Genomic DNA, 23,084 nt, shown 5'->3' with positions numbered 1-23,084 from the left:
TGGGAACGAAATTACTTATTTTATAAAAAACCTATCCTGTCGACAGGATAGGTTTTTTATTTGCTTTTCTTTTTAACGATATTGACAACCTTATAACCCGGCTTTAATTTTACCTTTTTCGTTCCATTGCCGGTTTCCACTGTGTATAAAGTGAATTTTCGCGGTTGATGCTCAATGAGGTCGATTTTTTTTATGGTTTCTTTACGAAAATGCTTGTGTATTTTACGTTCTTGTTTTTCTTTTTTTTCACCATACAAAAAATCAAAAGCGAAAATAAACAAATAGACAAATATGCCGCCAATGATGAGCGAATAAAGGAGGGAAGACAAAAATGACACCGTGTGACATCCTTTCCATTAGACCGATTTGTAATGAACCTATTATACCGTCTTTTTCCTTTTTAATAAGTTATTCTATTTTTAAAATTATTCCGATAATGTATTGCAAATTCAACAACGAAAAATATCCTTATTTCGAATTGGTTATTCTAAAAGGGTAAGAAAAAATTTTTTCAACTTATGTCCTCTAGGTATGAACAATTTTCAAAAAGTGTGATAAAGTATTATACAGAAATCCTTTTGTACCGGTAATAAACAAGGATTTGTATGTCCGTACACGGCGGACAATTGTTTTCAAGCTAGCGACACATTGATGTTCATGATTATTGAGGGGGAATTATAACGTGTCTAGTCATATTTTAGAACAATTTTTAAATGAAAACCTTGATGAACTTAAAAGTAAAGGTCTTTATAATGTCATTGACCCGCTGGAAAGCCCGAATGGTCCTATGATCACCATTAATGGGAAAGAGTTGGTCAATCTCTCATCCAACAATTATTTAGGATTAGCAACTGATGAACAATTAAAAAATGCTGCAACAGAAGCGATTGAAAAATATGGTGTTGGCGCAGGTGCCGTTCGTACGATCAACGGAACACTTAAACTCCATGTTGAATTAGAAGAAAAATTAGCAGAATTTAAGCATACTGAAGCAGCAATTGCCTACCAATCAGGATTTAATTGTAACATGGCTGCTATCTCTGCTGTTATGGACAAAAATGATGCGATTTTATCGGATGAATTAAATCATGCTTCGATTATCGATGGCTGCCGTCTTTCAAAAGCAAAAATTATCCGAGTAAATCATTCCGATATGGAAGATCTACGTGCAAAAGCTAAAGAAGCTAAGGAATCCGGTCAATATAATAAAATCATGGTGATTACCGACGGCGTGTTCTCGATGGACGGGGACGTTGCCTTATTACCGGAGATCGTAAAAATTGCCGAGGAATTCGATCTGATTACATATGTAGACGATGCCCACGGCTCAGGGGTACTTGGTGATGGGGCAGGAACAGTAAAGCATTTCGGACTTTCGGATAAAATTGATTTCCAAATTGGTACCTTATCAAAGGCAATTGGTGTTGTTGGCGGTTATGTTGCCGGGAAAAAGAACTTAATTGACTGGTTAAAGGTTCGCAGCCGTCCGTTCTTATTTTCCACTTCCCTTACTCCTGCTGACGTAGCAGCAAGTAAAAAATCCATCGAAATTTTAATGGAAAGCACAGAGCTGAACCAGAAGCTATGGGAAAATGGGAATTACCTAAAAAAAGGTTTAAAGGAGTTAGGCTTTAATATTGGTAACAGTGAAACACCAATCACACCGTGTATTATTGGAGACGAAACATTAACGCAGCAATTTAGTAAACGACTTAATGAAGAAGGTGTATATGCAAAGGCGATCGTATTCCCAACTGTTCCACAGGGTACAGGGCGCGTACGCAATATGCCAACAGCGGCACATACAAAAGAAATGCTGGATAAAGCGATTTCTATCTATGAAAAAGTTGGCAAGGAAATGGGCATTATCTAACATCAGAAAAATAGCATATATGTAGAGGACGGAGAAGAAATGAAACGGATTTTAATAACTGGTGCATTGGGGCAAATTGGTTCTGAATTAACGATGAAACTGCGGGAAACATATGGTTCTGATAATGTCATCGCAACTGATATTAAAATGAACGACAGTGATGCAGTAATAAGCGGGCCTTTTGAAATTGTAAATGTGACTGATGTGAAAAATATGGTCGACGTAGCAAAAAAATATAAGGTTGATACCGTTATGCATTTAGCCGCACTTTTATCAGCAACTGCTGAAGCAAAGCCTGTTTTTGCCTGGAACTTAAATATGGGTGGTCTGATGAATGCGCTTGAAACGGCAAGAGAGCTGAATGCCCAATTTTTCACACCAAGCTCTATCGGTGCATTCGGACCATCGACTCCGAAGGATAATACACCACAGGATACAATCATGCGTCCATCCACGATGTACGGAGTAAATAAAGTAGCCGGCGAGTTATTATCTGATTACTATTTCCAAAAGTTTGGTGTCGACACACGCGGCTTGCGTTTTCCTGGATTAATTTCCAATGTAGCCCTTCCAGGCGGCGGAACAACGGACTATGCAGTTGAAATCTACTATGAAGCAGTCAAAAATGGTAAATATACCTCCTATATTGATAAAGGGACCTACATGGATATGATGTATATGCCAGATGCTCTGAATGCAATCGTTGATCTAATGGAGGCAGACCCTGCCAAATTAATTCACCGAAATGCTTTCAATGTGACAGCTATGAGCTTTGATCCGGAAGAAATTGCAGCTGAAATCGCAAAGCAAATTCCAGGCTTTAATATGAGTTACGATGTAGACCCTGTCCGTCAGCAAATTGCCGATAGCTGGCCGAACTCCATTGATGCTACGGCTGCAAAAGAAGAGTGGGGCTTTAAAGCGGAATATGATTTAGCAAAAATGACGAAGGACATGATTGAAAAACTACAGCATAAACTATAATTATTAATCCCGAACCAAATTGGGTTCGGGATTTTTTATTTCGGTTTTAAGTAAATTGCTCACCTAAATTGAAATTTGTCGATAACCCGCTGATATTTGTTGATATCCAGCAGTTTTCTATTTCAAAAAGCTACATCTTTAAGAAAAGAGCCTTTATAAAAGAAAAAGATCGAAGCAAAACTAGCCCTCAAGCAAGCATGCCGTCATCGCCGCATTATTAATGGTTTTCCTGAGAGTTTAATGTAATTCTTCATACTAAAACAGCGAAGCAACCATGCTTCGCTGTTATCTTTTTACAAAAATAAGTTTTTCTTTTTTCTCAATAACTCGCCCTATAATCGATGCGTGAGGTAATCCGCTAGTCTGAAGTGCATCGACATATTTAGTTGCTTCTTCTTCTCGTAACGAAACAAGAAGCCCTCCGGAAGTTATTGCGTCACAAAGTACTAATTGTTCCTCCGGGAGGATATCCTCATAACTGACATCATCACTTAACCATTTATGATTGGATTTTGAGCCGCCAGGGACAACTCCATTTCTTGCTAGCTCGATTGCGCCGGATAACAATGGTACTTGTGAGAATGATATTTCAAAACTAACATCGCTGCCTCGTGCCATTTCGCTTCCATGACCGAGAAGACCAAAGCCTGTAACATCCGTAACCGAATGGGGATGAAAGTCAGTTAAAATCTCTGCCGCAGTTTTATTCAGCATAGCCATTGTTTCTGTTACTACCTGTTCCTGCTGAGATGTTACTGCGTTTCTTTTTATTCCGGTAGTTAAAATTCCGACACCGATTGGCTTTGTCAACACAAGAACGTCACCCGGCAAGGAACCAACGTTTTTCCAAACCTTTTCGGGATGGACGATACCCGTGACAGAAAGGCCGAACTTTGGTTCTTGATCTTCGATTGAATGACCGCCGACTGTAATCGCACCGGCCTCTTTCACTTTATCTGCGGCACCGCGAAGGATGTCAGATAGCATATCAGCACCAAGCTTTTTAATCGGATAACCGACAATGTTCATGACTGTTTTTGGTACACCGCCCATTGCATAAACATCACTTAAGGCATTAGCAGCAGCAATTTGTCCAAACATATAAGGATCATCCACGATGGGTGTAAAATAATCTAACGTCTGAATAAGTGCAATAGAATCAGTCAGACGGTATACACCAGCATCATCTGATGTTTCATGTCCAACCAGTAATTCCGGAACAGGTTCTTGTTTTGGTAAAAGACGCAAAACTTGCGCCAGGTCCTCAGGACCGATTTTGCAGCCTCAACCTGCTTTTGTTGATAAAGAGGTCAGGCGAATTTTTTCTTGTTCACTCATCATATCCACCTCCATTTTATTAGTATAACTCTTTCATTTTGAAACCGCACGAATAGAGATAGAACATTTGCGAAAGAGTAGAGGATGCATTAAACTTATTTTACTTTAATACTATAGAAATATTGTTTTTAGGAGGTTAAGAAATGAAAAAATACCATGTGATTGTCGAATTTTGCATGCAATGAAACTACGCACCAAAAGCCGCGAGTTTCGCGGAAGAACTGTTTAACCATTTTTTCCGAAACATTGAAAAAATGGAACTAATCCCGAGTTCCGGTGGAGCTTTTGAAGTTTCCGTTAATGGAGAAAAGTTCTACTCGAAGCTGGATACAGGTATTTTTCCTGATACTGAAGAAATTATAAAAAAAATGGAGTCCATTTAAAAGAAACCTCATTTCTGAAAAGGGAATGAGGTTTCTTTTTGTCAATAATACAATTATGTAAACTTCATATAAAAAAAATTAAGTCTATTAAAGACTTATGGAAGGATAATATATCGATTTTTTCCGGAGACCGCTTCTGTCTTTGATATTTGAACTTCTAAAATCCCATTTGTAAATACTGCAGTCACTTTCTTTTTATTGATTTGAAAAGGGAAATCAATAACCCGAATTCGTTTTTGTTTTTTGGAGACAGAATGTTTTAATGCTGAAATAATAAGCCTTTTTTCTTCGGTATAAACCGAAATTTCCGAAGATTCATACTCACTTAATATAGCTTCAACGATCCATTCCTTCTCCGTCTCATACAAATCGATTCGGAATTGGGTCTGGTCAAAGTATGAAGTAAGCGGGTCAAGGAAATAATTTTTAAGCCATATTTCGACTTGGTCATAATCAACAAATTGCTCATCCTTCTTGGGCTTCATTTTCAACCCTCCCTTGCTTGTTTATTTTATTCAAACCGTTTGAAAATGTGAAAAATGGTATAATGGGACTAGAAAGAATAATAAAGGAGTTTTTATGGTGAAAGAATGGCTGCGCTCTATTCCGGCTGTCCATGAACTGCAAAATCATGGCAAGTTTATTGCTCTCCTTGAAGAGAGTTATTTGGATTTAACCAATCTAACGAAACAATTAAAAGAAGTAGTCGATCTGATCAGAGATTCCATAATAAATGGAACTTGGCAAGGTCCCATACCTGGAACAACGCAATTTATTGATAACATATTTCATTTGCTTGAGGGAAAGGTGCAAAAACAATTTTCTTATACCTTGAAAAAGGTAATTAATGCAACAGGAACCATATTACATACCAATCTTGGCAGGGCTAGACTTAGTGAACATGCGATTGATCATGTTATTGAAGTCGCCAGAAATTATTCAAATCTTGAATACAAGCTAAAAGAAGGGGAGCGCGGTTCAAGGCACAGTCATGCCGAAGCACTGCTGAAGGAAATAACAGGTGCAGAGGCAGCTATGGTCGTCAATAACAATGCTGCTGCAGTATATCTAGTTTTAAGAGCACTTGCTGAAAATAAAGAAGTCATCGTTTCCAGAGGACAGCTTGTAGAGATCGGTGGTTCTTTTCGCATCTCATCGATTATGGAGGAGAGTGGTGCAAAACTGATAGAAGTAGGTACAACGAATAAGACTCACCTTTACGATTATGAAAAAGCAGTGACTTCTGAAACAGCAATTGTTATGAAGGTACATACCAGCAATTTTAAAGTCATTGGTTTTACGGAGTCCGTTGAGACATCCGATTTGATTGCTTTCACCAAAGAGTTGAAAGATGTTATTTTTTATGAAGACCTTGGAAGCGGTGCACTATTTGATTTTAGAAAACTTGGTATAGGGGATGAACCGATAGTAAAAGAGGTTATTGAGATGGGTGTAGATCTTGTTACCTTTAGTGGAGATAAGCTTCTTGGCGGTCCACAAGCCGGAATTATCGTTGGAAAAAAAGAATTCATAGATCGATTAAAAAAACACCAGCTAGCCAGAATTGTACGGGTTGATAAAATGACCTTAGCTGCGCTTGAGGGAACATTAATTGATTATGCAAGGGGAGAAAAGGGACTTCGTAACATCCCGACGATTCGTGATCTGCTTCTTTCTGATAATGATTTAGACGTTAGAACGGAATCGTTTGTTACAAACTTATTACAACAAACAGGAAAATATCAAATAAAAATCTCTCGGGGCACAAGCCAAGTAGGCGGCGGGACAATGCCGGAGGTAGAGCTAGCTACGAAGGTCATTTCGTTAAAACATATGTCGTTGACTGCAGAACAACTTGGAAGAAAATTACGATCGGATTCCACTCCGGGAATTGTTGCTCGAATCCAAAAAGATGAAGTGATTATTGATTTAAGGACAGTTTCACAGGAAGAAGAACATTTGCTGCTTGTAGCATTGGTTAAGATAAAGGCTGACTGAGAAGGTCAGCCTTTTTATGTCATTTTTCTATAAGAATATGCTGAAATATCGATAATTCATTCCATGCGGATAAGCTCGCGGGATAAATTATAATCTCGCGGGAATATGTGGAAATTCTGCGGAAATATCCTAATTTTCGCGGAATTAATGATGAAATACGCGAAATAATAACTAGATCCTGCTGAGTAAACCAGTAATATTTTTTTAATTACATATCATGGTGAGAATTATGTTTTGCCCGAGTATGCTGGCGATTTTTCACCTTATGTGACCCGCTCATCGGTTCCGGCTGTCCGGATTGTTTTGGAGCATTTTTGCGCATGTCTTTCCCATCGTTTTTGTTCATTTTCATCCCTCCTAATTGATAGGATGCAGCGTAGACATGAATTTATGTACTGAATATTTTCTTCAATTTAAGAGCAATTTAAGTTGTAACAAAATGAAGGAGTGAGACAAGAGACATGCAAAAATATCCTTATCATAAGGACAAACAACAAGCTTTCCAAGCTGCACAGCAAGGATATGAGAATGCCCAGGGACTTTTTTTTGACATTGTCAGCGATAGCGCCAGTTATGGCCATCAGTTGAAACATTTAAAAGATGAAGTCAATGAAGCCTACCAGCAAATTGCAAATGCTATGGAAGTAGCATCAGAACATCAAAAAGCTCAATTAGAGCGCTTTCAACAGGATTTGCAGGGTATGGTTTCTGAAGTGAATCAAACAGAATAGACGCATAAAAACATAGACAAAAAGCGGGGAGACCCGCTTTTTTATTGGTTCTTTTTCCGTTTTTTGTTGTTCATTTTTTCTTTCACAGTTAACGGTTCATTCGACATTTCTTCATTGAATCCGGCTCCCATTCCTTGGGCCTTGGCAGCATTCGCACCTGGTATCACATGGTTTGCTTTTCGTTTCGCCAATCCATTCACCTCCTAATACTGTTAATATTTCCTCTTTGGCATGAAAAATGACAAAGAAAAGTTTTTTTGACATAATAATAGGGAACACATGCGAATTCCCAATAATGAAATTCATGTGTGATGCTCTTATATTTTCAAAATATTTTGAACAATTTTCATTAAAAACATAAGAAAAACTTATCAATCACAATAACTTTCTTTTTATTTACTTATGTAGAACGCTGTATTAAGATTGAAATTGTGAGAAAAGTAAGAGTGGATGGGAATATTCAAACTTTTCGACTTTTCATTTATTTTGGTTAATTATGACGAATGAGGGGGATTTTACACATGGTAAAAAATGATGTATTTAATGCACATTCTTCGTTTGATGTAAACGGCAAACGCTACCATTATTATCGTTTAAGTGCACTTGAAGAAGCCGGAATTGGTAAAGTTTCTAAACTTCCATACTCTGTAAAAGTATTACTTGAATCCGTACTTCGCCAATTAGATGGCCGTGTTATCACAAAAGAGCATGTTGAAAACTTAGCAAAATGGGGAACCGATGAGCTTAAAGAGGTTGATGTACCATTCAAGCCATCTCGTGTTATCCTTCAAGACTTCACCGGTGTTCCGGCAGTCGTAGACCTTGCTTCATTAAGAAAAGCAATGGCTGACCTTGGTGGGGATCCGGACAAAATCAATCCTGAGAAAACAGTTGACCTTGTTATCGACCACTCTGTACAGGTTGATTCATATGGAACTGCTGATTCCTTAAGAGTGAACATGGATTTAGAATTTGAACGTAATGCTGAACGTTATCAGTTTTTGAGCTGGGCTCAAAAATCATTTAATAACTACCGTGCAGTTCCGCCGGCAACAGGAATTGTTCACCAAGTAAACCTTGAGTACTTGGCAGATGTCGTTCACGTTGCTGAAAATGCAGACGGTGAATTGGAAGCATATCCGGATACATTAGTCGGAACTGACTCACATACTACCATGATCAACGGTCTTGGCGTACTTGGCTGGGGCGTAGGCGGTATTGAAGCAGAAGCTGGAATGCTTGGACAGCCTTCATACTTCCCTGTTCCTGAAGTAGTTGGGGTTAAATTAAAAGGCGAACTTCCAAACGGTGCTACTGCTACTGACTTGGCTTTAAAAGTAACTCAAGTTCTTCGCGGCCAAGGTGTTGTCGGTAAATTCGTTGAATTCTTCGGCCCTGGTGTATCTGTTCTTCCACTTGCAGACCGTGCAACAATTGCTAACATGGCTCCTGAATACGGCGCAACTTGCGGATTCTTCCCAATTGATGATGAGTCCATTGGATATATGCGCTTAACAGGCCGTGAAGAAGAACATATCAATGTAGTAGAACAATATTGCAAAGAAAACGGCTTATTCTTCGATCCTACATTTGAGCCAGTTTATACAAATGTAGTTGAAATCGACCTTTCTGCGATTGAGGCAAACCTTTCCGGACCAAAACGTCCACAGGATTTGATTCCTCTTTCAAAAATGAAACAAGAATTTATTAAAGCTGTTGCTGCTCCACAAGGAAACCAAGGTTTCGGTTTGAAATCTGAAGAACTTGAAAAGTCCGCAACTGTTAAATTCAATAACGGCGATGAAACAACCATTAAAACAGGTGCTGTTGCCATTGCTTCGATCACTAGCTGTACGAACACATCTAACCCATATGTTCTTGTTGGTGCCGGACTTGTTGCGAAAAAAGCAGTTGAATTAGGAATGGAAGTTCCAAAATTCGTTAAAACCTCTTTAGCACCTGGTTCCAAGGTTGTAACTGGATATCTTCGTGATTCAGGCTTGCTTCCATACCTTGAACAAATCGGCTTTAACCTTGTTGGTTACGGCTGTGCAACTTGTATCGGTAACTCCGGTCCATTAAAAGAAGAAATTGAAAAAACAATTGCGGAAAACGATCTATTAGTTACATCTGTTCTTTCAGGTAACCGTAACTTTGAAGGGCGTATCCATCCGCTAGTAAAAGCTAACTACCTTGCTTCACCACCATTAGTTGTGACATATGCTCTTGCTGGAACAGTGAACATTGATTTCACTAACGAAGCAATCGGTAAAGATAAAGATGGTAACGATGTATTCTTTAAGGACATTTGGCCATCAACTGCTGAAGTAAATGATGTTGTTAAACGTACTGTTACACCTGAACTATTCCGTAGAGAATACGAGAACGTGTTCGGTGACAATGAGCGTTGGAACGAAATTAAAACAAGCAATGAGCCATTATATACTTGGGATGAAGATTCAACTTACATCGCAAATCCACCGTTCTTTGAAGGCTTATCACCAGAACCAGGTGAAGTTGAACCTTTAACAGGACTTCGTGTTGTTGGTAAGTTTGGTGACTCTGTAACAACTGACCATATTTCTCCTGCAGGAGCTATTGGCAAAAATACTCCAGCCGGAAAATATCTGCTTGAAAAAGGTGTCCAGCCTCGTGAATTTAACTCTTACGGCTCTCGTCGTGGTAACCATGAAGTGATGATGCGTGGAACATTTGCAAATATTCGTATCCGTAACCAAATCGCACCAGGTACAGAAGGCGGCTTCACTACTTACTGGCCAACAGGCGAAGTAACATCAATCTACGATGCATGCATGAAGTACAAAGAAAATGGCACTGGCCTCATTGTTCTTGCTGGTAAAGATTACGGAATGGGCTCTTCACGAGACTGGGCTGCTAAAGGTACGAACCTTTTAGGTATTAAAACAGTTCTTGCTGAAAGCTTTGAACGTATTCACCGTTCAAACCTAGTGTTAATGGGTGTTCTTCCACTTCAATTTAAGGACGGCGAAAATGCTGAAACTCTTGGTTTAACCGGTAAAGAAACAATCGATGTCCAAGTGGATGAAAATGTAAAACCACGTGACTTGCTAAAAGTTACAGCAACTGCTGAAGACGGCAGCAAGAAAGAATTTGAAGTTCTTGTCCGTTTCGACTCTGAAGTTGAAATTGATTATTATCGTCATGGCGGTATTCTTCAAATGGTATTACGTGAAAAATTACAAGCTTAATGAATACATTGGAAAACACCATGCAGTTTTGCATGGTGTTTTTTCCGAAAATGTTTGACAATCTAAACCAATTTTCAATAAAATAAAAGTAATAAAACGAAAAGGAATGGTAAAGAGGCATGAAGTTATAATCTTATTTTTCATCTCATTATTCGAATAATCGAAAATAATGAACCTGAAGAATAGGATTAGTCTATCCTTTTTATGTCCTGATCGTATAAACCATTTATAAACCTTTATAGGTTGATTTGTTGACCAATTTGAATGGTGATCATTACATATTTTTACTCTCTTCAGGTTCGTTCGAAGGGAGTTTTTTTATGCCAAATAATCAGACTGTATTAAAAGTAATAGGGTTGGAAAAGAGTTTTGAGTTAAGAAAAATTTTAACTAACGTCCAATTTGAGATAAAAAATAGAGAAAGGATCGGTCTTGTCGGCTACAACGGCACGGGTAAAACCACACTTGCCAATTTATTATTCGGCAGAATCAAACCTGATAAGGGAATCATTGAAAAAACAAATGATTGTACTATTGGCTATTTAACACAATCTATTGATTATGGATTTAATCATTTCCATAAGTCACTACCTAGTGAGAATGATATGTTGCAGCACGCAAGTCAACTCGGACTTAATAAAGCTTACAAATGGGATGATGTACGTTTAAACCATTTAAGCGGGGGTGAAAAATTAAAGCTGGCACTTTCAATGGTATGGGCGACAAAACCTGATTTATTAATTTTAGATGAGCCGACGAACCATTTGGATATGAAGGGAATCAATTGGCTAGTTACCGAGTTGGATAAATTCCAAGGTCCTGTTCTTATTATTTCACACGACCGGCATTTCTTAGATAAAACCGTCACTCGTGTATTTGAATTGGAAAATGGAAAAATCAATTTTTTTAATGGCAATTATAGTGACTATCACTTAGAGAAACAGAAAAGAACTGCGAACCAGCTTCATCAATATGCAGTGCAGCAAAAACAAAAAGAAAAAATAGAAATGCAAATGGAACAATTAAAGACTTGGTCTGAGAAAGCTCATCGCGATTCCACAAAAAAGGGGAGCGGTCCATCAAAAAGACAAAATGGCTTTAAGGAATATCATCGCGTAAAGGCCAAAAAGTTAGATAACCAAGTAAAATCTAAAATGAAAAGGCTGCAAAATGAGCTTGAAAAAAATAATGTTGAAAAACCCCCTGAAAATGTGAAAGTACAATTTCAGTTTGATGACCATGGAAAAAGAGGTAAACGTATCATTGAAGCGAATAGGCTTGCAAAATCCTTCGGTAACAGGACTCTTTTTCAAAATTCTCAATTCTATATTAATCATGGTGAACGTATCGGATTGATAGGCGAAAATGGCTGCGGAAAGAGTACTTTAATTAAGATGATTCTCGGGGAAGAGTTAGTGACAGAGGGGGAGCTTTGGAAGAGTGAATCGATGAAAATTGCTTATCTAAGCCAGGATGTTCTAGATCTTCCTGAAAATAAAAGTGCTATTGATGCTTTAGGTTTAACAGAAAAACAAGAAATTTTCCGTGCGAGAACACTACTTGCCAATCTTGGTTTAAAAGAACAGCTTATTACGAAAGCAATAGGGGCGCTAAGCCTTGGAGAAAGAACAAGAGTAAAACTAGTTGAGATATTAATGAAAGAATATGACGTTCTTATTTTAGACGAACCAACCAATCATCTTGATTTACCCAGCAGGGAACAGCTTGAGAAAACATTATCCGAATTCACTGGCACACTGATTACTGTTTCACATGATTATTATTTTCTAAATAAACTTTGCGATCGTTTGTTTGTGTTTGAACATCAAACCATTAAACGATTTGAAATGACACCTGAGGAATATATTAATAAGAATAAAAAGAGTGAGGGTAGTAAAAAAGAGGATTTGCTGGTCATTGAAAATAAGATTGCCACAGTCCTAGGTCAACTTTCATTAATCGATCAGAAGGACAGTAAATATCACCAGCTTGATAAGGAATTTCATGAACTACTAAATGAAAAGAGAAAGCTTAAGGGTTAAAACAGCAAGAGAGCGGAGTTTTCTGCTCTCTTCTCTCAGTCTATGGTGCAACCGGGTGATCAACTAAGAATTTTTCATCCGCCCAATTAAGCTCTGCATTTAACAAATTTACATAGGTAAGGTTCAAAAAATTAAAAGTATTGCATATGTCATGGATATTGTTAAAATTACAATGATAGAAGTTTTATGATTGAAAAAATAACGAAAACCATATACTTGTTCAGCTAGAGGAGATGAATATTCTATGACCACTTCATTTATGCAATCTGTTTCTTATGAAAACGGAGTCTTAAAAATATTAGATCAAACCAAAATTCCTAATCTAACAGAATTCCTTGAAATCACAAAAATCGAAGATGCTTGGGATGCCATTAAACAATTAAAGGTACGCGGTGCGCCGGCAATTGGCATTGCGGCAGCATATGGCTTACTGCTTGGAATCAAAGATGCACCGGAATCTTCATTCGAAGATTTTTATTCTGTATTTAAAAAGTACTCAGACTATTTAGCGACTTCCCGCCCAACCGCCGTTAATTTATTTTGGGCGCTGAAGCGGATGGAAGATCGGGCGAGGACAGATAAAGAACTTCCGGTCTCAAACCTAAAAGAAGCACTCGAAAATGAAGCTCACTTAATTCGCAGTGAAGATGAAGATGTATGCCGAACAATAGGCGAACATGCACTCACATTAATAAAAGATGGAATGGGAATCCTAACGCATTGTAATGCAGGTGGGATCGCTACGGCACGTTACGGTACGGCATTGGCACCTCTCTATTTGGCTAAGGAAAAAGGATGGGATATCAAGGTTTTTGCTGATGAAACGCGACCGCTTTTGCAAGGTGCCCGCTTAACAGCATGGGAACTGATGCAGGCAGGGATTGATGTCACCCTCATCACGGATAATATGGCTGCCATGGTCATGCAAAAGGGATGGGTTCAGGCTGTTATTGTCGGCTGTGACCGTGTAGCGGCAAATGGAGACGTTGCTAATAAAATCGGAACGTACGGTGTCGCTTTGCTCGCTAAAGCCCATAATATTCCTTTTTACGTTGCAGCACCGCTGTCGACAATTGATTTAGAAACCAAAACGGGTGGTGATATTCCAATCGAAGAAAGAGATGCTGCTGAAATTACCGAAGGGTTTGGAAAAAGAACGGCCCCTGAAGGTGTGAAAGTGTTTAACCCTGCATTCGATGTGACACCGCACGAATACATTACCGCTATTATTACCGAAAAAGGGATATTATCAGGTAATTACCATGAAGAGCTTCCTAAACTTTTTCAATGATTAAGAATGGAAAGCAGGTTGTCTATGACTTCAGAAATCAACAATAAAAAGCAATTATGTGAAATCGGGAAACGAATTTATGATAAAGGGTTTGTCGCTGCCAATGACGGCAATTTGTCGATACGGATCAGTGAAAATCAATTTCTAATTACCCCGACTGGTGTTAGTAAGGGATTTATGACCCCCGAAATGATTTTGAAAGTGGACAGACACGGAAATGTTCTGGAAGGCGATTGGAAGCCCACATCTGAAATGAAAATGCATCTTTTAGTCTATAAGGAACGACCTGAAATAAATGCGGTGGTCCATGTACATCCTCCTTATGCAACTGCGTTTGCGATAGCAGGAATACCTTTAGATCAAGCCATTATGCCGGAATCAGTCGTTTTTTTAGGAACGATTCCGGTGGCAGAATATGGAACACCGTCTACTGAAGAAATTCCTGCTGCAATTAAAAAATACGTTCATAACCATCAGGGCGTCCTATTAGAAAATCATGGCGCTTTAACATGGGGCAACAGTCTTGATCATGCCTTTTATTTAATGGAATCACTTGAATTCAATGCAAAAATCAATTGGCTTGCCAAACAGATAAACGGAGACAGAGAACTTTCCCAAAGGAAGGTTGCTGAGCTACTATCTATAAAAACAAAAATGGGCATTAGAGGTGTTTCCCCATTAGGTGCTGAAACGATAGAGGAAATCAATGCCAAGAAAATAACGCCTGCATTAGAACGCTCTTTATCCGAATTTGATATAAACCTCATTGTCGAGAGAGTCACAAAGAATATTCTTGATTCGTTGAATAACAAGGATTAAAAAGCAAGCGTATCAGCTTGCTTTTTTAATTTTGTGAAAAACTGTACTTTAAATGTTCACATTATTGGCATACACAAGCTTTATTTCAACTGACTATATAGTGTAAAATCAATGTAGCACATAATTGAATGAAAGAGGGTTCAGTGTATGGTAAAAAAAGTTATTGCTGCTGTAGTTTTAATATCCTTACTAACTGTAGCAATCGTACAGGCAATGGATAAAAAGGCAGAACCCGGGAATCCAGCCAGCCAAGAAACAACCAAAACTGAAGGTCTTCAAATCGGTGCAAAAGCACCTGATTTTGAGTTAAAAACATTGACTGGTGAAACAGTAAAGCTTTCTACATTAAAAGGAAAAAAAGTTATGCTTAACTTCTGGGCAACCTGGTGTCCTCCTTGTAAAGCTGAGATGCCTGAGATGGAGAAATTTTCTAAACAAGTTGGAAAAGATGTCGTTATTCTAGCAGTTAATATTGATCCCCAACTAGATGTCAAAGGATTTGTGAATAAAAACGGTATCACCTTCCCCGTACTTCTCGATACGGAAGATAAGGTAAATGGGATGTATCAAATCATTTCTATTCCAACCACCTATTTTATTGACAGTAATGGGATTATTCAAAATAAATTTACGGGTGCCATGCAACTTGCTGTCATGAAGCAATTTACCGAAAGTCTTAAATAAGGAAAAGATGTTGGCATTCGCCAATGTCTTTTTTTATATTCCACATTTCAAAAATTGAAATACGATGAAATTTTCAAAAAGTTGTAATAATTGAAACCGATTGCGGGCATAATAACTGTTACAATAGGTATTAAGGAAGGTGATACGAATGAGAAAACCTAGAAAACGTTCCTTTGCAGAACTTGTATCCGAAAATAAAAGCCAACTGATGAAAGATCGGGCTGCAATGGAAAAAATTGAAGCACGCTTAGAAGAAAAACGCCTTGGTAAAGCTGAGTAATCACATTGATTACCATTCATGTTCTGCTCACATTTGGACAAAATGTAAATAAGGAGGGATCATGACATGGGAAATCCAAAAAAAGATAGTAAACACTTTGCACCAAACCATATAGGAACACAACCTCGTGGATTTGGAGGAAATAAAGGTAAATCAATGCAGGATACTTCCGGAAAGCATGCTCAAGTTATACAAACTAAAGGCGAATAATCTTATGACTGTAAGACCTGTAGGCTTAAGTGCCTTGGGTCTTTTTTGTTTGAAAAAACTCACTTTTTTGTGATATTTTTGCTTCTTCGTAACAAACTATATCTGTATCATCAACAACTCATGGAGGTATTACAATGGAATATAACAACAAACCGAAACCAGATGACCGTAGTGATAATGTAGAAAAATTGCAATCCATGCTTCAAGAGACGGAAGAAAATATTCGAAAAGCAGAAGAATCACTGCAGTTTACTGACAGCGAACAGCAACGCCAGCAAATTGAAGCGAAAAATGAGCGTAGACGGGAAAGCATTAATTCATTCCGCTCTGAAATACAAGACGAAGCAAACGCGAATCAGAATCAGACCGAATAGAACCATAAGACCTGTTTCTTAGAGACAGGTCTTTTCATTTGTTCTCGTAAAACCTCTTATTTAGTGTGTTTGAGTTTGTTGTGGTAAGATAAAAGGGAAATTTTGATAAAGAAGTGATTATTATGAATCAGCAAATTAAATTGAACGGTCAATTAATAAAATGGGAAAAAGAATTGAAAGAATACGGATTTATTACAGAAGAAAATAAATTAATAAATGCTTTATGCAGCGAAACCAATCCTGTCATTTTATCGCAAATTTTAGTGATTGCTGCATTTTCACGGATTGGACGAAAAAAGGGGAATTCATTAGCACAGGTTTGGATGGAAAAAGCACTTGAACTTGATCCATCAAACAAAAAAGCAAAAGAATTTTTGTTGCAGGATGATTGGAAGAAGAAGCAAGACATTCTCGGCATTTTAACGTTTCCATCTATACGAGAAACGGATAATCGTACAGCTAAGAAGAAAATTGCTGAGCAATACATAGAAATCTGCCAAACTTTTTTAACGGAAGCTGACGATCATTTACATGATTTAACCGCTATTTTAGATCAAGTTTCTCCATCAGTAAATAAGGACCTTTATGCCCAAAATAAAAAGCGTGCAGACCTTCTTTCTTCCGCTATCGAAACAACGGTAAGCCTTTTAAAAGCAGCAGAGGAATATGAACAGTCCATCACAGGGGTTTTCCATACATCTACCTATTACGAGGATTTAAAAAGCAATTTGACCGAGTTAGAAAAAATTAAACTGGAATGGCAACAGCTTTTTCAAAAAGAAGAGGAGACGGAAAAATCTTCTGAAAATGTACTCGATCAATTGAATGAAATGATCGGAATGGATTTGGTTAAGAAGCGTGTAAATGATTTTTACCGATTCTTAAAATACCAAAAGCAGCGGAAAGAGCTGGGGTTTCAAATTAAAGATGAACTAAGCTTAAATATGATTTTAATGGGTAATCCCGGTACAGGGAAAACAACCATTGCACGGTTATTAGCAAAAATCTACCACGAGCTTGGTGTTTTGCCCCGTGCCGAAGTAGTTGAGGCGGACCGGTCCCAACTTGTAGGTGCATTTATCGGGCAAACAGAAGAAAACGTCAGGGCGGTCGTCGAACGCTCCATCGGCGGGGTGTTATTTATTGACGAAGCTTATAGTCTTAAGCGAGAGGGACAAACAGGGAATGATTACGGCCAAACGGCAATTGATACACTTGTTTCGCTGATGACAGGGAAAGAGTACGGTGGAAAATTTGCCGTTATTATGGCCGGGTATCCGGAAGAAATGCGTTCCTTTATTGATGCCAACCCGGGATTAAGAAGTCGTTTTCCTCAGTCAAATTTTATCCATTTACCGAACTATTCAAATGAAGAGCTTATTAAGATTGCTGAGCAAATGGCAGCAGAGAATGATTATATCCTTACTGATGAGGCTAAAATCGAGGTGAACCATCGGCTTGATCAAGAAAGAGTGGACGATACCTTTGGAAACGCCAGAACTGTTCGGAATCTTGTATTGGATGCAATATTTAAAAAAGGCTCTTATTTACAGATACAAGATCAAGACATTTTGCAATTTGCCTTACTAAATAAAGTTGACTTTGTTGTAGAAGAAAAAGAAAGAAATGAACCGGCAATCGAACAACTTAACCGTTTAATCGGTCTTGATTCAATAAAGGAAGAAATGAAGTCGCTTGCTTCCTTCGTGACCATGCAGCAATTTCGAAGGAAAAAAGGACTTCCCACTGTTCCGATTCAGTTACATGCCGTTTTTACAGGTAACCCCGGTACAGGGAAAACGACGGTTGCAAAAATTTATGCAGAGCTTCTTCGGGAATGTGGAATATTAAAAAGAGGGCATCTAATTGTAGCAAGCAGGGCCGATTTTGTAGCCGGTTATGTTGGACAAACCGCGGGTAAGACAAAGAAAAGGATTAGAGAGGCACTTGGAGGGGTCTTATTTATTGATGAGGCCTACTCGCTTCTTGGACAATCCTCCGGTGATTTTGGAAAAGAGGTCATCGATACTCTCGTGGATGAAATGACAAAACATAATGAAAACCTGGTTGTGGTTTTAGCCGGTTATCCGAACGAGATGGACAATCTCTTAGAAAGTAATCCCGGTTTGCGATCCCGATTTAAGAAATTTTTTCTTTTCCCTGATTATTCGGCTGAAGAACTCCTTTCCATTATGGATGCATATGCACAAAGCTTTTTGTACCAATTGACTGAAGCCGCAAGGAGTTTATTACAGGAAACAATGGAAGAATTACTGTTCAATGGAAATGGACGATTTGCTACCAATTTGGTTGATGAGATGATTCAAGCTCAAGCTATGAGGTTAATGACGGGTGAAGAACCTGACGATCACCTCGTTGCAAAGTCTATTTATATTGAAGAAGAAGATGTAAAAAAAGCGTTAGATAAATTAAAATAAATGACCAAAAGGGTTTGAGAGGAATCATTAAAAATGGATAATTTTTTTGTTTCAAGTCGCGAAATTCAGCTATATTATGCAGATACAGATATGATGGGTGTCATCTATCATGCCAATTATTTAAAATTTTTCGAGCTCGGCAGGGCAGGACTAATTGAGGACGTAGGGTATTCTTATATTGCAATGGAAGAGGCGGGATTCTATGCGCCTGTTTACGATGTCCAGGTTACATATAAAAAACCTTTACGTTACGGAGATAAGGCTTGTGTCAAAACATGGATTGACCTTAGTGATGGGATTAAGACGATTTATTCCTATTCAGTCGAAAATGGCGATGGAGATACTTGTGCAGTAGGAACAACAACGCATATCATTGTCAGGAAAGATAACTTTAAACCTGCTGCCTTTAAAAAAGTCTTCCCCGAGTGGTATTTAAAGTACGAAGAAATAAAGAAAAAATAGGGATGTGGAGTGGTTTGGTTGGCATTTGGAATAAAAAAACGCGAACTAATCGCCTGGAAGCAGAAGATTGATCGTGGTGAAATAGCTTTTTTAACCCATTATTGGCTTGATGACAGATTCCCGGCCTCTAAAACGGTAACGAAGGTAGGCTGCAATGATCTTGATAGACTCGCTGAATGGGGCAAAAATTATGGGTTAAAAAGAGAATGGATCCACATCAGACGAGATGGCTACTCACATTTTGATCTTATCGGAGACAGACAAAAAGACATTCTCAAAAAGGAAGGTCTTTCTGACCATATTTGGGGGTCCTAAATGTTCCTGCCAATAACTTGTTTAGATGTATTTGGGAGGTAAGGATATGTTAAAGCTTGGAATCATAGGGTTAGGAGATATTGCGGCAAAGGCTTATCTTCCTGTTATTAGCAGTATGAAAGAATTGGAATTGCATCTTTTTACAAGAAATGAAGAAAAACTTGAAGAAATAAGTCAAAGGTACCGATTTTCTAATATCCATCCAAGTTTAAAATTTTTGATTAAAAGCGGAATCAATGCTGCTTTCGTTCATTCATCCACCGAATCACATTATGAAATTGTCAAAGAGTTATTACTCAATGATATCCATGTGTATGTCGATAAACCAATAACCTATCATTTTGAAACAACTAAAGAACTGGTTGAAATAGCGGAAACAAGAAAGTTAATTCTGATGACCGGATTTAATAGAAGGTTTGCACCCGCATATCAAGCCCTGAGGGAAGTAGTAAATCCAAACATGCTGATCATGCAGAAAAATCGCCATTCCCTCCCTGGAGATATTCGGACATTTGTGTTTGATGATTTTATTCATGTGATAGATACCGTTCGCTACCTTATGAACGATGATGAAATTCTAAACCTTATTGTTCATGGAAGAAAAAAAGGGGACCTGCTTTACCATGTGACCGCCCAATTTTTCTCAAATGATTCGACTGGAATCGCGATTATGAATCGAGACAGCGGTTCAGAAGAAGAAAAAGTTGAAATCATGGGGCCTGATGAAAAAAGGACAGTCCATAATTTAACTGACCTAATAATTCATTCTAATAACAAAGATACAAAACTATCCTTTAATAATTGGGACACCACTTTATTTAAAAGAGGTTTTGAACAAATCATAGCTGAGTTTATTACATCTGTACGCACCAATACCTTCCCATCCGTATCTACATTGAATTCATTATTAACACATGAAATATGTGAAAAAATTGTTCGTGAGTTAGAAAATTAAAAACAAGCACACCTGGAAAATGCTCCAAGTGTGCTTGTTTTAGTTTTCTTTTATTCGTGTTTTTGATAATGGAAAATTGGTTCCTCAAATTCCGGTTGCAATTCAATAACTAAGTCATGTTCATCAAAATACCATACATCTTTTTCTTCAATATAAAATGTAATACCATCCCGGACTGTTTTTACACTTAAATCGATAGGCTCTTCCTTGGTAACACCAAGGGAAAAACCACTTTGGACAGTACTACAACCGCCGTAACGTACAAAGAAACGAACACAATCACCGCTTGTTAAACCGAGCTCCTTTTTATACCATTCCGCTGCTTCACCCGTAATTTGAATGTTCATATGATACTCCCTTCTTAGAGGTCTATATTGTTATTATATTAGAAGTTTCGATAGGAATCGAATATAAACCACTGTACCTAAAAAAGGGCACGATATTATCGCAGCCATTGGAACATATGATCTTGAATTTCTTTATATTTTGCATCTGCAGTTGGAAGACCATACGGCCCCGCATTTTCTAACGGAATGACCCGGTAGTTTTTAAAGTTCTGACTCGAAACATACGTTGGATAAAAAACTGGATTGGACAGTGAAAGCGAATCTCCTTTTTCCGAAATATGCTTCGTGATATCGATGGTAGCCATTCCTCCGATATCTTTATAGTCATCGAATTGTCTGGAAATAAAATTACCTAGAGAGTAGACGACAAGTGTCTTCCTGCCATCATTTGTTTTAATCCATTCTATTGGCTCTAAAACATGGGGGTGGGAACCAAAAATGACGTCAACCCCTTCGTTTGCAAGAAAATTGGCTAGGTCTTTTTGATCATTATTCGGAATTCGTTGGTATTCAACACCCCAGTGAATGCTCATAACAACCACATCTGCTTCTTTTTTGGCCCGCTGAATTTCCGTTTTCATGAGATCACGATTAATCAAGTTAACCAGGAAATATTTTCCACTAGGAATTGGTATCCCATTTGTCCCATAAGTGTTGGAAAGAAAGGCAACTTTAATGCCATTTTTATCAATGATTCTTAATTTCTGCCTATCTTTATCATCTGTAAAACTACCAACATGCGGTAAGCCGATTTTATCCAGATAAGCGACTTCGGAATCAATGCCTTTTTCGCCTTTATCTAATGAATGATTATTGGCTGTTGATACAATATCAACACCCGAATGTACGAGAGCATCAGCGACTTCGTGGGGGCTATTAAACATGGGATATGTGGAAAGTCCCAGTTCGATTCCGCCCAGTATACTTTCTTGGTTGGCTGTGAGAATATCCGGTTTCTCCAAAAGGCTTTTCACATTTTCAAATATCGGATCAAAATTATACTGTTTTCCATTAAAAGCATCTTGATAAACGACATCATGGATAAGAACATCTCCAATAGCACCAATGGTTATTTTTTCAGTCAAACCTAGCCGCATGTCAGATTGGAGCCTCAGCACATGCAGTCTCATTGGATGGAAACGCTCTAACATTTCTTTATTTTTTTGTTGTTGAATGATAAGAGAAACCGCTAATGCAATACATACCATAATAATTAATAAAGACGGAATGATAACTTTCTTTTTCATATCTTCTCCTTTAAACTACCCATTAAAGCAAATACTTTTTTAGGATACTAAAAATACTATATTATATTAATGTGTGATTTTTTCGATTTTTTCAAGTTTTTTTTAAAAAGCCGGTTTCAACTGCATAAAATATAAAAGGCGCTAGACTAAGTCCACCGCCTTCTAGTCTATGAGATTAATCATCCAACGCTTCAAAAAAATCAATTAATTCATCAAAATTATGGGTTACTTTAATTGGTTGACATTCATTCCGTTTACTTGTTTTACATGAAAAAAATTCAACTACAAAGTCATCTTCTTGGTTTTTTTCAGAAACAATGGTTGAAAAAATGTACTCCTGTTGAAGACTTAACATTTGAACCGCTCCTTTATAAGCTGGCTTTTATACTTTTATTGTAATAGAAAAATATAGGAATGAACGGTAGTGAAATTGAAATTTTCATGAATAAAAAAATAGCTATAAAGAACCGTTTCGGTCCTTTATAGCCATTTAATTTTAGGCTCAGTTTTATTAATGATTCTTTTAATGTTGGCTCGATGTCGATAGATCACAAATGAGGCCATAAAGGAAACTACAATCAATAAAGGGATGTCTCCAATGATAATGGCATAAATTACTGCGCATACACCTGCAAGCATAGAGGAGAGAGAAACAAATTTTGTTATGTATAAACTAATAAAAAAGACAACGAGAACAGTTAAAAATATAAACGGAGCATAATACAAAACCACTCCGCCTGAAGTTGCGACCGCCTTACCACCACGAAAGCCGGCAAAAATAGGATAAGTATGTCCTAAAACAGCAAAAACTCCGGCAATCAATGGATTTATATCCAAATGGAAAAAATGGGTAAGAGATGCTGCAAGGGTTCCCTTTAAAATGTCGGCAAGTGTTACAGCTAAACCCGCCTTGACACCAAGAACCCTAAAGGTATTGGTTCCTCCTAAATTTCCGCTCCCATGCTGTCGGATATCCGTGTTATAAAATACTTTCCCAATTATTAATCCGGAAGGGATCGAACCAAGCAAATATGCGAGGACCATGACTAAAATAATTTGAACCATTAATGATTTCTCCTTCTA

General features: G+C 37.9%; 26 protein-coding genes. 17 read left to right on the top strand and 9 right to left on the bottom strand.

The window, feature by feature from the left end:
• Nucleotides 1-56: 56 nt before the first annotated feature.
• Complete coding sequence (locus J2S10_RS15950; protein WP_307409517.1) at nucleotides 57-338, bottom strand: hypothetical protein; 282 nt, start codon at nucleotides 336-338, stop codon at nucleotides 57-59.
• Between the two features lie 344 nt (nucleotides 339-682).
• On the opposite strand from J2S10_RS15950, the gene J2S10_RS15945 reads away from it, so the two are divergent.
• Entirely contained in the window at nucleotides 683-1,873 is a 1,191-nt protein-coding gene (locus J2S10_RS15945) for a glycine C-acetyltransferase (protein ID WP_307409515.1), read from the top strand.
• A gap of 39 nt (nucleotides 1,874-1,912) precedes the next feature.
• On the top strand, nucleotides 1,913-2,857 hold the full coding sequence (locus J2S10_RS15940; RefSeq protein WP_307409513.1) for an L-threonine 3-dehydrogenase: 945 nt from the start codon (nucleotides 1,913-1,915) through the stop codon (nucleotides 2,855-2,857).
• A 285-nt stretch (nucleotides 2,858-3,142) separates the two neighbouring features.
• On the opposite strand, the gene selD is transcribed toward J2S10_RS15940, so the two are convergent.
• Nucleotides 3,143-4,195, bottom strand: a complete 1,053-nt coding sequence (gene selD / locus J2S10_RS15935) for a selenide, water dikinase SelD (RefSeq protein ID WP_307409511.1) — start codon at nucleotides 4,193-4,195, stop codon at nucleotides 3,143-3,145.
• Between the two features lie 143 nt (nucleotides 4,196-4,338).
• Here selD and J2S10_RS27480 point away from each other — a divergent pair, with 143 nt between their 5' ends.
• Nucleotides 4,339-4,578 (top strand): Rdx family protein, encoded by a 240-nt coding sequence (locus J2S10_RS27480; protein ID WP_370876223.1) that lies wholly within the window; start codon nucleotides 4,339-4,341, stop codon nucleotides 4,576-4,578.
• Between the two features lie 95 nt (nucleotides 4,579-4,673).
• Here the strand turns inward: J2S10_RS27480 and J2S10_RS15930 are convergent, their stop codons facing one another.
• A complete protein-coding gene (locus tag J2S10_RS15930; RefSeq protein WP_307409509.1) occupies nucleotides 4,674-5,063 on the bottom strand; it encodes an Hsp20/alpha crystallin family protein in 390 nt (129 codons plus the stop codon).
• Between the two features lie 97 nt (nucleotides 5,064-5,160).
• On the opposite strand from J2S10_RS15930, the gene selA reads away from it, so the two are divergent.
• Entirely contained in the window at nucleotides 5,161-6,576 is a 1,416-nt protein-coding gene (selA, locus tag J2S10_RS15925) for an L-seryl-tRNA(Sec) selenium transferase (protein ID WP_307409507.1), read from the top strand.
• 208 nt (nucleotides 6,577-6,784) lie between these two features.
• Here selA and J2S10_RS15920 read toward each other — a convergent pair whose 3' ends face one another.
• Nucleotides 6,785-6,922 (bottom strand): small acid-soluble spore protein P, encoded by a 138-nt coding sequence (locus J2S10_RS15920; RefSeq protein ID WP_307409505.1) that lies wholly within the window; start codon nucleotides 6,920-6,922, stop codon nucleotides 6,785-6,787.
• Nucleotides 6,923-7,037: 115 nt separating this feature from the next.
• Here J2S10_RS15920 and J2S10_RS15915 point away from each other — a divergent pair, with 115 nt between their 5' ends.
• Nucleotides 7,038-7,307, top strand: a complete 270-nt coding sequence (locus J2S10_RS15915; protein WP_307409503.1) for a hypothetical protein — start codon at nucleotides 7,038-7,040, stop codon at nucleotides 7,305-7,307.
• A gap of 41 nt (nucleotides 7,308-7,348) precedes the next feature.
• On the opposite strand, the gene sspO is transcribed toward J2S10_RS15915, so the two are convergent.
• A complete protein-coding gene (gene sspO / locus J2S10_RS15910; RefSeq protein WP_307409501.1) occupies nucleotides 7,349-7,498 on the bottom strand; it encodes a small acid-soluble spore protein O in 150 nt (49 codons plus the stop codon).
• 330 nt (nucleotides 7,499-7,828) lie between these two features.
• Between sspO and acnA the strand changes: the two genes are divergently transcribed.
• The 12 genes from acnA (at nucleotide 7,829) to J2S10_RS15850 (ending at nucleotide 20,407) form a co-directional block, all read left to right on the top strand.
• Nucleotides 7,829-10,537 (top strand): aconitate hydratase AcnA, encoded by a 2,709-nt coding sequence (gene acnA, locus J2S10_RS15905; protein ID WP_307409498.1) that lies wholly within the window; start codon nucleotides 7,829-7,831, stop codon nucleotides 10,535-10,537.
• Nucleotides 10,538-10,857: 320 nt separating this feature from the next.
• Nucleotides 10,858-12,579 (top strand): ribosomal protection-like ABC-F family protein, encoded by a 1,722-nt coding sequence (gene abc-f / locus J2S10_RS15900; protein ID WP_307409495.1) that lies wholly within the window; start codon nucleotides 10,858-10,860, stop codon nucleotides 12,577-12,579.
• A gap of 244 nt (nucleotides 12,580-12,823) precedes the next feature.
• Entirely contained in the window at nucleotides 12,824-13,870 is a 1,047-nt protein-coding gene (gene mtnA / locus J2S10_RS15895; protein WP_307409493.1) for an S-methyl-5-thioribose-1-phosphate isomerase, read from the top strand.
• Between the two features lie 24 nt (nucleotides 13,871-13,894).
• Nucleotides 13,895-14,689 (top strand): class II aldolase/adducin family protein, encoded by a 795-nt coding sequence (locus tag J2S10_RS15890; protein WP_307409491.1) that lies wholly within the window; start codon nucleotides 13,895-13,897, stop codon nucleotides 14,687-14,689.
• A gap of 147 nt (nucleotides 14,690-14,836) precedes the next feature.
• Entirely contained in the window at nucleotides 14,837-15,373 is a 537-nt protein-coding gene (locus J2S10_RS15885) for a redoxin domain-containing protein (RefSeq protein WP_307409489.1), read from the top strand.
• 148 nt (nucleotides 15,374-15,521) lie between these two features.
• On the top strand, nucleotides 15,522-15,653 hold the full coding sequence (locus tag J2S10_RS15880; protein ID WP_307409487.1) for an FbpB family small basic protein: 132 nt from the start codon (nucleotides 15,522-15,524) through the stop codon (nucleotides 15,651-15,653).
• A 66-nt stretch (nucleotides 15,654-15,719) separates the two neighbouring features.
• Nucleotides 15,720-15,863 carry an acid-soluble spore protein N gene (locus J2S10_RS15875; RefSeq protein WP_307409485.1) on the top strand — a complete coding sequence of 48 codons (144 nt, stop codon included), beginning with the start codon at nucleotides 15,720-15,722 and terminating at the stop codon, nucleotides 15,861-15,863.
• A 134-nt stretch (nucleotides 15,864-15,997) separates the two neighbouring features.
• Nucleotides 15,998-16,237 carry a small acid-soluble spore protein Tlp gene (gene tlp / locus J2S10_RS15870; protein ID WP_307409482.1) on the top strand — a complete coding sequence of 80 codons (240 nt, stop codon included), beginning with the start codon at nucleotides 15,998-16,000 and terminating at the stop codon, nucleotides 16,235-16,237.
• 122 nt (nucleotides 16,238-16,359) lie between these two features.
• A complete protein-coding gene (locus J2S10_RS15865; protein WP_307409480.1) occupies nucleotides 16,360-18,675 on the top strand; it encodes an AAA family ATPase in 2,316 nt (771 codons plus the stop codon).
• Between the two features lie 33 nt (nucleotides 18,676-18,708).
• A complete protein-coding gene (locus tag J2S10_RS15860) occupies nucleotides 18,709-19,137 on the top strand; it encodes an acyl-CoA thioesterase (protein WP_307409478.1) in 429 nt (142 codons plus the stop codon).
• A gap of 18 nt (nucleotides 19,138-19,155) precedes the next feature.
• Nucleotides 19,156-19,452, top strand: coding sequence for a hypothetical protein (locus J2S10_RS15855; protein ID WP_307409476.1), 297 nt, complete (start codon nucleotides 19,156-19,158; stop codon nucleotides 19,450-19,452).
• Between the two features lie 46 nt (nucleotides 19,453-19,498).
• Nucleotides 19,499-20,407, top strand: a complete 909-nt coding sequence (locus tag J2S10_RS15850; protein ID WP_307409474.1) for a Gfo/Idh/MocA family protein — start codon at nucleotides 19,499-19,501, stop codon at nucleotides 20,405-20,407.
• A 50-nt stretch (nucleotides 20,408-20,457) separates the two neighbouring features.
• Here the strand turns inward: J2S10_RS15850 and J2S10_RS15845 are convergent, their stop codons facing one another.
• The 4 genes from J2S10_RS15845 to plsY all read right to left on the bottom strand — a co-directional run bounded on the left by J2S10_RS15845 (nucleotide 20,458) and on the right by plsY (nucleotide 23,066).
• Entirely contained in the window at nucleotides 20,458-20,754 is a 297-nt protein-coding gene (locus tag J2S10_RS15845) for a HesB/YadR/YfhF family protein (RefSeq protein ID WP_307409472.1), read from the bottom strand.
• 95 nt (nucleotides 20,755-20,849) lie between these two features.
• Nucleotides 20,850-22,001 (bottom strand): CapA family protein, encoded by a 1,152-nt coding sequence (locus J2S10_RS15840; protein ID WP_307409469.1) that lies wholly within the window; start codon nucleotides 21,999-22,001, stop codon nucleotides 20,850-20,852.
• A gap of 175 nt (nucleotides 22,002-22,176) precedes the next feature.
• Nucleotides 22,177-22,356, bottom strand: coding sequence for a hypothetical protein (locus tag J2S10_RS15835; protein ID WP_307409467.1), 180 nt, complete (start codon nucleotides 22,354-22,356; stop codon nucleotides 22,177-22,179).
• 125 nt (nucleotides 22,357-22,481) lie between these two features.
• On the bottom strand, nucleotides 22,482-23,066 hold the full coding sequence (gene plsY, locus J2S10_RS15830) for a glycerol-3-phosphate 1-O-acyltransferase PlsY (protein WP_307409465.1): 585 nt from the start codon (nucleotides 23,064-23,066) through the stop codon (nucleotides 22,482-22,484).
• Between the last annotated feature and the right edge of the window lie 18 nt (nucleotides 23,067-23,084).

It is taken from the genome of Neobacillus ginsengisoli (assembly GCF_030813055.1).
Note: the sequence above shows the minus strand (reverse complement) of the source record. Positions and strands in the feature narration are given on the sequence as shown.